The sequence below is a fragment of the Marinobacterium iners genome (assembly GCF_017310015.1).
Lineage (GTDB): Bacteria > Pseudomonadota > Gammaproteobacteria > Pseudomonadales > Balneatricaceae > Marinobacterium > Marinobacterium iners.
Genome location: NZ_CP022297.1, coordinates 3,230,288 through 3,242,641, shown reverse-complemented (window position 1 = coordinate 3,242,641; position 12,354 = coordinate 3,230,288). Strand labels below are relative to the sequence as shown.

9 protein-coding genes and 5 tRNA genes are annotated in these 12,354 nt (G+C 55.9%); 3 read left to right on the top strand and 11 right to left on the bottom strand.

Going from position 1 to position 12,354, the window contains the following annotated elements; all coding sequences use genetic code 11:
• The first annotated feature begins 9 nt into the window (after window positions 1–9).
• Together secF and rnr are read left to right on the top strand one after the other, a co-directional pair.
• On the top strand, window positions 10–936 hold the full coding sequence (gene secF / locus CFI10_RS15605; protein ID WP_206836149.1) for a protein translocase subunit SecF: 927 nt from the start codon (window positions 10–12) through the stop codon (window positions 934–936).
• 110 nt (window positions 937–1,046) lie between these two features.
• Entirely contained in the window at window positions 1,047–3,503 is a 2,457-nt protein-coding gene (rnr, locus tag CFI10_RS15600; RefSeq protein WP_206836146.1) for a ribonuclease R, read from the top strand.
• Window positions 3,504–3,511: 8 nt separating this feature from the next.
• Here the strand turns inward: rnr and CFI10_RS15595 are convergent, their stop codons facing one another.
• Entirely contained in the window at window positions 3,512–4,852 is a 1,341-nt protein-coding gene (locus CFI10_RS15595) for a VTT domain-containing protein (RefSeq protein WP_206836143.1), read from the bottom strand.
• A gap of 115 nt (window positions 4,853–4,967) precedes the next feature.
• On the opposite strand from CFI10_RS15595, the gene serB reads away from it, so the two are divergent.
• The gene (serB, locus tag CFI10_RS15590) at window positions 4,968–6,185 is read left to right on the top strand and encodes a phosphoserine phosphatase SerB (protein ID WP_206836140.1); all 1,218 of its coding nucleotides are present in this window, start codon (window positions 4,968–4,970) and stop codon (window positions 6,183–6,185) included.
• 20 nt (window positions 6,186–6,205) lie between these two features.
• On the opposite strand, the gene CFI10_RS15585 is transcribed toward serB, so the two are convergent.
• The 10 genes from CFI10_RS15585 to CFI10_RS15540 form a co-directional block, all read right to left on the bottom strand.
• Window positions 6,206–8,326, bottom strand: coding sequence for an EAL domain-containing protein (locus CFI10_RS15585; RefSeq protein WP_206836137.1), 2,121 nt, complete (start codon window positions 8,324–8,326; stop codon window positions 6,206–6,208).
• A gap of 106 nt (window positions 8,327–8,432) precedes the next feature.
• Window positions 8,433–8,507, bottom strand: a tRNA-Gln gene (locus CFI10_RS15580).
• An 8-nt stretch (window positions 8,508–8,515) separates the two neighbouring features.
• Window positions 8,516–8,592 (bottom strand) — tRNA-Met (locus tag CFI10_RS15575).
• Window positions 8,593–8,597: 5 nt separating this feature from the next.
• Window positions 8,598–8,672: transfer RNA gene (locus CFI10_RS15570), tRNA-Gln, on the bottom strand.
• Window positions 8,673–8,687: 15 nt separating this feature from the next.
• A tRNA-Met gene (locus tag CFI10_RS15565) sits at window positions 8,688–8,764 on the bottom strand.
• 72 nt (window positions 8,765–8,836) lie between these two features.
• The gene (gene ychF, locus CFI10_RS15560) at window positions 8,837–9,928 is read right to left on the bottom strand and encodes a redox-regulated ATPase YchF (protein WP_091827252.1); all 1,092 of its coding nucleotides are present in this window, start codon (window positions 9,926–9,928) and stop codon (window positions 8,837–8,839) included.
• A 20-nt stretch (window positions 9,929–9,948) separates the two neighbouring features.
• The gene (gene pth / locus CFI10_RS15555) at window positions 9,949–10,536 is read right to left on the bottom strand and encodes an aminoacyl-tRNA hydrolase (protein WP_206836134.1); all 588 of its coding nucleotides are present in this window, start codon (window positions 10,534–10,536) and stop codon (window positions 9,949–9,951) included.
• 22 nt (window positions 10,537–10,558) lie between these two features.
• On the bottom strand, window positions 10,559–11,149 hold the full coding sequence (locus CFI10_RS15550) for a 50S ribosomal protein L25/general stress protein Ctc (protein WP_206836131.1): 591 nt from the start codon (window positions 11,147–11,149) through the stop codon (window positions 10,559–10,561).
• Between the two features lie 121 nt (window positions 11,150–11,270).
• Entirely contained in the window at window positions 11,271–12,212 is a 942-nt protein-coding gene (locus tag CFI10_RS15545) for a ribose-phosphate pyrophosphokinase (protein WP_091827255.1), read from the bottom strand.
• Window positions 12,213–12,275: 63 nt separating this feature from the next.
• Window positions 12,276–12,350: transfer RNA gene (locus CFI10_RS15540), tRNA-Gln, on the bottom strand.
• Window positions 12,351–12,354: the final 4 nt, after the last annotated feature.

The window sequence follows — 12,354 nt, the reverse complement described above, 5'->3', positions numbered from 1 at the left end:
GGAACCCCCATGACGACGGCAAAGAAGATTTACAATTTCATGGGGATACGCAAGCTGGCGCTGGCGTTCTCCGCAGTTTTGCTGCTGGTGTCGATTGCATCACTGGCGGTCAACGGCCTCAAGTTTGGCCTCGACTTTACTGGTGGCAGCCTGGTTGAGGTCGGTTATGAGCAGGCGGTCAGTCTGGAAGATGTGCGCCAGAAGCTGAGTGCAGAAGGCTTTCCGGATGCGGTTGTACAAACTTTCGGCTCCTCGCGCGATATCCTGATCCGGCTGCAGGTTGATCACGACCCGCAGCTCGGTGACAAGGTGCTGGAAGCCCTGCGTGCCGGGTCCGATCAAACAGTGGAGCTGCGCCGCAATGAATTTGTCGGCTCACAGGTAGGCGAAGAACTGCGTGAGCAGGGTGGTCTGGGCATGCTGCTGGCACTGTTCATGATCATGGTCTATCTTGCTTTTCGGTTTCAGCTCAAATTTTCGCTGGGAGCAGTAGTGGCACTGGTGCATGACGTTGTTATTGTGCTGGGTGTTTTCTCGCTGCTGCAGATCGAGTTTGACTTGACGGTGCTGGCTGCCGTGCTGGCCGTGATCGGTTACTCGCTGAACGATACCATCGTAGTGTACGACCGGATTCGTGAGAACTTCCGCATCATGCGTAAGGAAGACAACATTGAGGTCATGAATGCTTCACTGAGTCAGACACTCAGTCGTACCTTGATGACTTCATTGACGACGTTGTTGGTGCTGGTTGCGCTGTTCTATTTTGGTGGCGAAATGATTCACAGTTTCGCATTGGCTTTGTTGGTTGGTGTGCTGGTGGGTACTTACTCCTCCATTTATGTGGCCGCCAATGCACTGATTTTAATGCAGGTGAGTCGCGAAGACCTGATGCCGCCCGAGAAGAAAGAGGGCGAAGAGGTCGAAGAGCTTCCCTGAGATCTGTAAAGCCGGCAACGCCGGCTTTATTTTTTACATATTGACGGTCTATTCTGAAGGAAAGGCCGCTGTATCGGTCAAAAGATCGTACAGAAACAACTGGATACTGAATGAGCAAGAATTGGAAAGACAAAGACCCCAACCTTCAGCTGGAAGCTGAAAAGTATGAACAGCCGGTACCGAGCCGTGACTTCATGCTTGAATTCCTCGAGAAGTGGGGCGCCCCGATCAGTCATCCCGTGCTGTGTCGGGAGCTGGGTATTGATGATGAAGACAGTGTTGAAGGTGTTCGCCGGCGCCTGATCGCCATGTGTCGAGATGGTCAACTGATCTCCAACCGCAAGGGCGAGTACGGGTTGATTCAGAAGATGGATCTGATTCCCGGCCGCGTGATAGGGCATCGTGATGGATTTGGCTTCCTGAAGCCGGACGCCGGTGGCGATGACCTGTTCCTCAGCCCGCGCAATATGCGTGAAGTGTTTGATGGTGACCGGGCACTGGTCCAGTCCATCGGAGTGGATCACAAGGGCCGACGCGAAGGCAAGATTGTCGAAGTGCTGGAGCGTGGCACTACCAAGGTGGTGGGCAAGTTTGATGGCCACAGTGGCTTTGGATCGCTGATCCCCGAAAATCAACGCATCACCAATCAGGTGATGATTATCCCTGACCCGACTACCGGTCTGGAGTATGAAGACGGTCAGCTGGTAGTGGCCGAGATCATCCAGTATCCCAACCGGAAGCAGCCTGCACGCGCTCGTGTTGTGGAAGTGTTGGGTGATCGCATGGCGCCGGGAATGGAGATTCAGGTTGCCATTCACAACCATGAAATCCCGGATGAGTTTCCAGCGGATGTGCACCAGCAGATCGGTGAGCTGACACCGGAAGTGCGCGAAGAGGACAAACAGAACCGCATCGATCTGCGCGAGTTGCCTTTTGTCACCATTGACGGTGAAGACGCCAAAGACTTTGACGATGCCGTCTACTGTGAGAAAAAAACCTTTGGTGGCTGGCGTCTTTGGGTGGCGATTGCGGATGTGTCCTACTACGTACGCCCTGACTCGGCGCTGGACCGTGAAGCGGTCAAGCGTGGCAACTCGGTCTACTTCCCCGAGTTTGTGGTTCCGATGCTGCCGGAACTGCTTTCTAACGGGCTCTGCTCGCTGAACCCCAATGTGGATCGTCTGGCCATGGTGTGCGAGATGACCATCAGCCGGGCCGGTAAACTGTCGGGTTATAAGTTCTACGAAGCGGTGATCAACTCCAAGGCGCGCCTGACCTACACCAAGGTAGGGGCAATGTTGGATGCCGAGCATGAAGACAGTGCGAACCTGCGCAAGCAGTACAGCGCCGTAGTGACTGATGTAGAGCAGCTGCATCAGCTTTACAAGGCGTTGCGCAAGGCGCGGGATGACCGCGGAGCCATTGATTTTGACACCGTTGAAACGCGTATCGTATTTGATCAGGTACGCAAAATCGATGAGATTATTCCCGTGGTGCGTAACGATGCGCACAAGATCATCGAAGAGTGCATGCTGGTCGCTAACGTGGCAACCGCACGTTTTCTGGGTAAGTACGGCAAGCCGGCTCTGTACCGAATCCATGAAGGGCCCAAGGCACAGAAGCTGCAGAATCTGCGAGCCTTCCTGGGTGAGCTGGGGCTTAACCTCCCTGGTGGTGACAGCCCCGAGCCAAAGGATTACCTGAAGCTGGCCGAGTCAATCAAGGGGCGGCCGGATCGTCACATTATCCAGACCATGATGCTCAGGTCGATGCAGCAGGCTGTATATAGCCCTGAAAATCTGGGCCACTTTGGCCTGGCCTATCCGACCTATGCGCACTTCACATCGCCCATACGGCGCTACCCTGATCTGTTGGTTCACCGCGCCATTCGCAGTGCGATTCATGGTGATGGGAAAGCGAAGGCGGTCGAGCGGCCGAAGAAGTTTACGGCCAATGCCGCCTTTGGCTATCCGTATTCGCTTGAGCAGATGCTGGCGCTGGGTGAGCACTGCTCCATGACCGAACGGCGTGCTGATGAGGCCACCCGTGATGTGGTGGCTTGGCTCAAGTGTGAATACATGCAAAGCCAGATTGGAGAAGTGTTTACCGGTGTGGTGGCAGCTGTCACCGGCTTTGGTGTGTTTGTAGAGCTGGAAGACCTGTATATCGAGGGACTTATCCACATTACCTCACTGCCCAGTGACTACTACCACTTTGAAGTAGCGAAGCAGCGCTTGGTCGGGGATCGTACCCGTCGCGTCTTCAAGCTGGGTGACGAGCTTGAGGTCAAAGTTGTGCGTGTGGATCTGGATGAACGCAAGATCGACTTTGAGCTGGCAGCAGATCCTGCCGCTGCACAACCCAAGCGAACCAGTCAGCGTGAAAAGCTGGCCAAGGGTCAGATCGCGGATGGTCGCGGCAAGCCGGATCATAGCAAGGGGCGTCGTCGCTCAAAAAAGCCTGAAGGCCGTACTGGCGGAGATAAGCCCGCCGGTGCTGCCACCAAGCGCAAGGCCGCTCAGAAGCGCAAGCACCCTCCCAAGGCGCGGCAAAAGCGCAAGGGTTGATGCTTGATTCAGCTGCCGGGGTAACGCCCGGCAGCCAGGTCGAATGTCAGCACCACATAAAGTCCTGTGATGACACACAGTATCCCCGCCCAGCTCAGTGGTATTCTGACTGGCGCTGGCCAGTGATATAGCCATATCCGATACATGGCTGTGATCACCAATGCTTCGGCCACTCCCGCTATCACGTCCATGGGCCAGTGCACTCCCAGCATTGGACGGGACAGCGCAACCGCCAGAATCAAGGGTATGGTGCAGAGATAACCCAAATGGCGAGTCTGGTGATCCCTGTTATGCAGCAGCCATACGGCCGTCAGAGTAAAGAACGCGGCGGCAGCTGAGGCATGCCCGCTTGGGTAGCTGAAATTGGCAAGACTGCTTCCTTCAGGTCTCGGCAGGCCAAAGAGTTGCTTCAGTACATGGTTAAGCAGAATGACGCCGATAACCCCCGCAAATACTCCACAGCCGCGCCAGCCATCCCCACGCATCAGCCCAAACAGCGCACACAGTAGTGAAAGCCCGGCAACAAGTGGAATATCACCGATCAACGTCATCACCAGTGCCGTTTGTGGCAAGGTATCTCCTATTGAGCGAAGGGGTATGAGCAAAGCCGAATTGATCTGGTCGCCTGCAGAGTCAAGGTTAATAAGGGTGATGCCGATAAGAGCGGTCAACGCACACAGCAGCAGTAGTGTTGGTCCGGGCGGCCAGGGGGCGGGGAGTACGCGGCTCCAGTAAGTGTGAAGCTTGCCATGTGGTTTCAGTCGGTGATGAAACTGTTGAAACAGCAGCAGGGTAAACAGCAGTACAGCCACTGACCAAAATATCGGGGCCAGTTGAGGTGAGGCGGTGGTGAGTCCTCGGCCGGTGAAGTATCCGGGCAGCAGATACAATGGCGCCCAACCCAAAGCCGAGATCAGGTTGAAGAAGGTGAAAGCCAGGCCAGGCATGCCGCAGCTGCCGGCCACAAACGGAATGACAGGACGAATCGGACCAACAAACCGACCGGTGACGATACTGAGCCCGCCCCAGCGCCGGAAAAATGCTTCGCCCCGTTGCAGCCATTCGGGGTGTCTTTGCAGCCAGTCAAGGCGGCGGATGGGTGTGGCGGAATGGCGCCCCAGTAGAAAGCTTATTCCATCACCACACACCGCGCCCGTGAACGCTGCCAGAAGACAGACCCACGGTGACACTGCTGCTGAGCCGGCCATGACAGCCAATGCAAACAGCAGGGCAACACCGGGCAGCAGCAGGCCGACAAACGCCAGAGATTCCAGCATCGCAATCAGGGCAATCAGCACCACAATGCTTGTCGGTGTCAGTGGTAATGCCTGTAGCAGTGACTCAAGCAAAATGACTCCTCGTGCTAAAAGGACAGGACAGCACTGCGTCGAGTGCGGTCGCTCTGATATAATCGCAGCCAGATGCTGGTGATACCAGCAATGCCTCACTTAACGGAAGGGTGCGATGAACGAAATCATCCTGCTGACAATTTCCGGTGACGACCGTCCGGGCGTGACCTCGGCTATCACCGGGATCCTCGCCCGCTATCATATCAATATCCTTGATATCGGCCAGGCGGTCATTCACAACACGCTCTCGCTGGGTATCCTGATTCAGGTGCCGAAAGAGTCCGAGTCGTCTCCTCTATTGCGGGATGTTCTGTTCAAGGCACATGAGATGAACATGCTGGTGCGTTTTGAGCCAGTGGATGACGCGGCCTATGAACACTGGGTCGAAGGTCAGGGCAAGTCGCGCCATATCATCACTCTGTTGGCACGACGCATCAGTGCCGAGCACATTGCACGTGTGACCGCCATTGCCGCCGACCATGGCCTGAATATCGATAATATCAGCCGTTTGTCCGGGCGTATCTCACTGCAGGATGACGGTGCGCGTCAGACTCGCGCCTGTGTCGAGTTCTCAGTGCGTGGGCTACCGGCTGATGCCGCTGCGCTGCGTGAAGAGTTCCTCAAGACGGCCAGCGATATGGATGTGGATATCGCCTTTCAGAAGGATGATATTTTCCGTCGTAACCGGCGTCTGGTGGTGTTCGACATGGATTCGACTCTGATCGAGGCCGAGGTAATCGATGAGCTGGCGAAAGAGGCAGGTGTCGGTGAGCAGGTGATTGAGATTACCGAAGCCGCCATGCGGGGTGAAATCGACTTCAACGAGAGCTTCCGCCGCCGCGTGGCGCTGCTCAAAGGGCTGGATGCCTCGGTTCTTGAACGCATTGCCGAGCGCCTGCCTTTGACTGAAGGCGCAACTGAGCTGGTGGGGCATTTGAAGGCGTTGGGCTTCAAGACCGCCATCCTGTCAGGTGGGTTTACCTATTTTGGTCACTTCCTGCAGCAGAAGCTCGGTTTTGACTATGTGTATGCCAACGAGCTGGATATTCGCGATGGCAAGGTAACCGGTGAGGTGGTCGGTACCATCGTCAACGGCGAGCGCAAGGCTCAGCTGTTGCGTGAAATTGCCGAAAAGGAAGGTGTGCGACTGGAACAGACCATCGCCGTAGGGGATGGTGCCAATGACTTGCCGATGCTGTCCATCGCCGGTTTGGGGATCGCCTTCAGGGCCAAACCGCTGGTGCGTCAGAGTGCCAAGCAGGCAATATCGACACTTGGGCTGGACGGCATTCTGTACCTGATCGGTTTTCGGGACCGCGACAGCCTGCTCTGAGCAGGCTGTCGTTGACGCTCCTATCCCTCAAAGAAATCGTAATCCATCTGCTCCCGCGGGGGTTGCAGATAGTGCCCCTGAACCAGATGAACACCGGCGCTGAACAGGTCGCTGATTACACGGGTTTCTTCAACCAAAGGGGCGATGATCAGCTTGTTCTGCTGTTTCAGTGGGGCCAGCATTTCCTCCAGTGATTCCATGGTCAGGTTGCGATTCTGCAGGTCCTGAATGTAGGAACCATCCAGCTTGATAAACTCAGAATCCAGCTCCTTGCGTACATGTTCCGAGTTGGGTGAGCTGCCGAAATGTTTCAGGCATACCTGGCAGTGCAGTTGCTGAATGGCACGGGCAAAATGTCGTGCCGCAATCAAATCAACCGCAGCATCACTTTCGCTGATTTCGAATACCAGGTATTCGGCGGGTACGTGGCTTCTGCGCAGCTCTTCTCCCAGCCACTGCACCAGCTCTGCGCTACGCAGCGAGGGACCGGATAGGTTGATCAGCAGGTGTGTGCGCTTCTCAATGTTTTGCTTGCTGCTCAGCTCCGACAGTGCCCGCTTGATGACCCAGCGGTCCAGCTCAACCAGTACCTCAGGCTCTATCGCCTGGGCGATGAAGGCATTGGGAGAGATTTCCTTGTCACTGTCACTCATCAAGCGCAGCAGTACCTCGTAATACTGGGTCGGCGTTTCCAATCGCAGCGGTACGACCGGCTGGTACAGAAGTCGGAATCGGTCCATTTTGAGCGCGTTGAGCAGGCGTTTGCTCATTTTGGCATCGCTGCTGGAGAGCAGCGTCTTCTCTTCCTGATACAGACTGACACCATTGCCGGGCCGGTTGCCGTGATGCAGACTCTCGGCCATCATGCGAGCGCGGGAAACCAGCTTTACTGGCGTCGGAGCGCTGTCGTTGATGACGACTATGCCTACTGACAAGGTGGTGTGGATGGCCGTGTTCTGTACTTGGCAGATATGGCTGCTGACGGCGTGGCAAAGCTGCTCTCCAATGTCGACAGCCTTGTTGGGGTCGGCGGTGTGCAGAATGATGGCAAAGCTGTTGTCATCCAAATGGGACAGCAGGTGGGCACGGCTCACTTTCTGTTTCAAAATGCTGGCGATATCACGCAAAATGAGATCAACCCCGTCAATGCCAACTTCGGTTCGAATCACCTCCAGATGATCCAGTGTCAGCAGCATCAGGTTGCGGTCCTGCCCTCCGCGGCGGGCGTTATTGCAGGCAACTTCCAGTGCACGCATGAATGCCTGATGGTTGTTCAGGCCGCTGATCGGATTTATGTCGCGGAAAATTTCTTCCGATGCGTCGAAATCGGTGATGATCTCGACCTCAAGGCAGGGACGTCCATCGTATTCGGATGGAGCGAAGCTGAAACGGGCCTCGAAGCGGGTATCGTCTGGTCTCTGGGCGGTGAGGTTGCGCTGCAATGCAGAGCTGCTGTGATCGCACTCTCGCAGTATCTGGTCCAGATCATCCCTGAAGCGCTCTTCAAGCAGCTGACGCAGTGAGTGTTCGAGCAGGTGCTCTGCATCATCATAACCGAACAGGTGGGCAAAACTTTTGTTGGCATGCAGGATCAGGCCGTTATGCAGCATGCATATTGCCAAGGGTGAACTTTCTACCAGTGTCTGATTGCGTTGCTGCAGCTGTGCCAGTCGGTTCTGTGTGTTACGCAGTTCACGACGTGTTTGCAGCTGGGCGTACACCCGGTTCAGCTCGAGCAGCAGTAATTCGTGGTTACGTTCGGGAAGCATCGCTTGTACACCGATGCCAAGCCAGTGGGTTGGGTCATGGTATTCATGACCTGGCGACAGCAGTATCACCGGTATGTCACGGTTAAGACGATTCAACAGATCCAAGGCCTTGGCGGGGGTCAGTTCTGTGCTGTAGTGATCCTTGCTGGCAAAGATCAGCAAGTCCCAAGAGCGCTGACTGAGTACATTCAGCAGCTCGTCAGAGCCTTGTACAGATTGGCCGCGAGGCGAAAAATGAGCTGTTCTGAGGGTGGTCAGCAGCTGGTCCATCTGGATGCCATCACAGGCGGCAAACAGCAGGTTTATGTTGCGAGCATCGTGTTGAGCCTGACTGGCCAGTGCATGTAATAGCTCGTCCGTGGAACCACTCATATTGTGTACCTGAGGAAACGGGGGATCTTTAGTGTCCCATATTAACGACAAATAAATGCCGTGTCAGGTATGCGAAAACTCAGGAAAGTGGAAACATTTAGCAGGATGGCAGGGGTAGGAGGATTCGAACCTCCGCATGCTGGAATCAGAATCCAGTGCCTTACCGCTTGGCGATACCCCTGTAAAGAATGGTGGCAATGGCGGGACTCGAACCTGCGACCCACGCATTATGAATGCGTTGCTCTAACCAACTGAGCTACATTGCCACAAATGGCAGGGGTAGGAGGATTCGAACCTCCGCATGACGGGATCAAAACCCGTTGCCTTACCGCTTGGCTATACCCCTGCAATCTCGAAAACATGGTGGCAATGGCGGGACTCGAACCTGCGACCCACGCATTATGAATGCGTTGCTCTAACCAACTGAGCTACATTGCCATAAGCTTTCAAGGCCGCGAATTATTCCCTGTTTTCGTAACGCTGTCAACGGCTTGAAAGCAAAAAAACGAATCAGACGTTGAAGCGGAAGTGAACCACATCACCGTCTTTGACGATGTACTCCTTGCCTTCCAGGCGCCAGCGGCCGGCGTCCTTGGCGCCCTGTTCACCCTTGTAGGCGATGAAGTCGTCGTAGCTGATCACTTCAGCACGGATGAAACCCTTTTCGAAGTCAGTATGGATCACACCAGCCGCCTGAGGCGCGGTAGCACCGATCTTGACGGTCCAGGCGCGGACTTCCTTTACACCGGCGGTGAAATAGGTTTGCAGGCCCAGCAGGCTGTAACCGGCGCGGATGACGCGGTCAAGGCCGGGCTCGTCCATACCCATCTCCTGCAGGAATTCGATTTTTTCCTCGTCTTCCAGCTCGGCAATTTCAGACTCCAGCTTGTTGCAGATCGCAACGACTTCGGCGCCCTCGGAAGCCGCCAGTTCCTTCACTTGATCCAGGTAGGGGTTGTTTTCGAAGCCATCTTCGGACACGTTGGCGATGTACATGGTTGGCTTGGTGGTCAGCAGGTGGAAACTGCGGGCCAGCTTGCGCTCGTCATCGCTTAGCTCAAGTCCTCGTACAGGCAGACCTTCCGCCAGGTGCGGGATCATTTTTTCCAGCAGTGCCTTGGCTGCAATCGCGTCCTTGTCACCGCCCTTGGCGTTGCGCTGAACACGCAGAAGCTGCTTTTCGCAGGAATCCAGATCCGACAGAGCCAGCTCCATATTGATGGTTTCAATATCTTCCAGCGGATGAATACGGTTGGAAACGTGGATAACGTTGTCATCTTCGAAGCAGCGCACCACATGCGCGATGGCATCGGTTTCGCGGATGTTGGCCAGGAACTTGTTGCCCAGACCTTCGCCCTTGGAGGCGCCTGCAACCAGGCCGGCGATATCCACAAACTCCATGGTGGTCGGGAGGACGCGTTCGGGTTTGACGATTTCGGCCAGTGCATTGAGGCGTGGGTCCGGCATGGGAACAACGCCGGCATTCGGCTCAATGGTACAGAAAGGAAAGTTCTCGGCGTCGATGCCCGCTTTGGTCAGGGCATTGAAGAGCGTGGACTTGCCGACATTGGGAAGTCCGACAATACCGCATTTGAAACCCATGATCAGATCCTGTATTGAGGTTAGCCGTTGAAACTGTGCAGCTGGTTCATGGCACGTGCCCAGTCACCGCTGACGGCAAGGGGCAGCGCACGCAGCGCTTCATCAATGGCAGCCTGTGTCTTGTCGCGTTCAGCCACCGGTGCTTTGCTCAGTACAAAGCCGGAAACCTGGGCAGCGCTGCCCGGATGGCCGATGCCAAGGCGCAGACGATAGAAATTACGGTCGTTCCCCAGCTTACTGATAATGTCGCGCAGGCCGTTGTGTCCGCCGTGTCCGCCGCCCTGTTTCAGGCGAGCGGTGCCGGGCTGGATGTCCAGCTCATCGTGCACGACCAGTATGTCGCTGGTAGGAATCTTGTAGAAGTTGGCCAGAGCTGCCACGGACTGTCCGCTGCGATTCATGTAGGTTGTGGGAACCAGCAGATGGACCAGTTGGTGGTTGATCAGCACCTTGCCATAGAGGCCGAAGAATTTCTTCTCCGATTGCAAGGAGATGTGCTGGTGGGCAGCAAGCTGCTCCACCAGCTCGGCGCCGGCATTGTGACGGGTCTGGCTGTACTCTGTCCCGGGGTTGCCGAGACCGACGATCAGTTGAATCCGGTCATTCATGCCTTTGCCTGTCTGTCAGAACTTACTTGGCGGCGCGAGCACCACGCGGTGCGTAGCAGTAGCCAACGCTCTGGTCGTGGTCTTCACCGCGACGCAGGGCGACGATTTCAACGCCTTCCGGCAGTGAAATGTCGGACAGGTGAGCGGTCTGGCCCATTTCGATCTGGCCCAGCTCCACTTCCAGAGCTTCCGGCAGGTCTTTCGGCAGGCAGGAAATTTCAACGGTGGCAGCTTCCTGAGCGAACTTGGCTGCGGCCTTGGCGGCAGCAGACTTTTCGAAGTTCACGAAGGCCAGCGGAACCTGCAGCTTGATCTTCTGGTTGTCATCGATGCGCTGGAAGTCAGCGTGCAGTACAACCGGCTTGGACGGGTGACGCTGCAGATCCTTGATAATAACCGGCTGGTCCTGACCGTCGAGGTTCAGGGTCAGGATGGACGAGTAGAAACCGTCTTCCAGCAGCATGCGGTACAGGTCTTTGCCGATCACGGAGATCGCCTTCGGCTCGGAAGAGCCGTAGATGATGCCCGGTACCAGACCTTCACGACGCAGGCGGCGGCTCGCACCTTTCCCCTGATCGTCACGGGCAACAGCGTTTACAGTAAATTTAGCCATGTTTTATATACCTTATATATTAAAGCTGCATACCCCCGCGACCAGAAGCATGCAGCATGTGGGCGGTCCATGGTGGACCTTCAAATCACGGGACGTGCCCGTGGTTCAGTGCCCGTTCCGGTTAGCGGAACATGGCACTGATGGATTCTTCATTGCAGACGCGGCGTACCGCTTCTGCCAGCAGAGGTGACAGTGAAAGCTGACGAATCTTGTCACACTTCTGCGCCTGCTCGGACAGCGGGATGGTGTCGGAAACGACCAGCTCATCCAGCTGAGAGCCGATAATGTTGTTGATTGCCGGGCCGGACAGAACCGGGTGGGTCACGTAGGAGACTACGCGGGCGGCACCCTTGTCTTTCAGTGCCTTGGCAGCCTTGCACAGGGTGCCGGCAGTGTCACACATATCATCGACCAGAATGCAGGTACGACCGGACACATCGCCGATGATGTTCATCACCTGGGATTCGTTGGCACGCTCACGACGCTTGTCGATGATCGCCAGGTCGCAGTCAAGCTGTTTGGCAACGGCACGGGCACGGACAACGCCGCCCACATCCGGGGACACTACGATGATATCATCGTACTGCTGATCCACGATGTCATCGAGCAGTACCGGGGAGCCGTAAACGTTGTCTACAGGAATGTCGAAGAAGCCCTGAATCTGGTCAGCGTGCAGATCAACCGTCAGTACGCGGTCGATGCCCACGTTGGCAATCATGCTGGCCACGACCTTGGCGCTGATCGGTACACGCGCTGAACGCGGACGACGATCCTGGCGGGCGTAGCCGAAGTAGGGGATAACAGCCGTGATGCGGGTGGCCGAGGCGCGACGCATGGCGTCAGCGAATACAATCAGCTCCATCAGGTTGTCATTGGTGGGCGCGCAGGTTGACTGGATGATGAATACATCCTTACCACGAACATTTTCCTGGATCTCGACGCTTACTTCGCCGTCACTGAAGCGGCCAACCTGTGCCTTGCCCATGGGAATGTCCAGGCGTTCGACAACTTTTTGTGCCAGCTCCGGGTTTGCATTGCCGGTGAAGACCATCATTTTAGACACGGCGATTACCTTCTCGATTGCGTCGGAGTTAGATGTAGTAGAGAGGAAGTCTGTCATGGTGTTTGGCAGGGGTAGGAGGATTCGAACCTCCGCATGCTGGAATCAGAATCCAGTGCCTTACCGCTTGGCGATACCCCTGTCG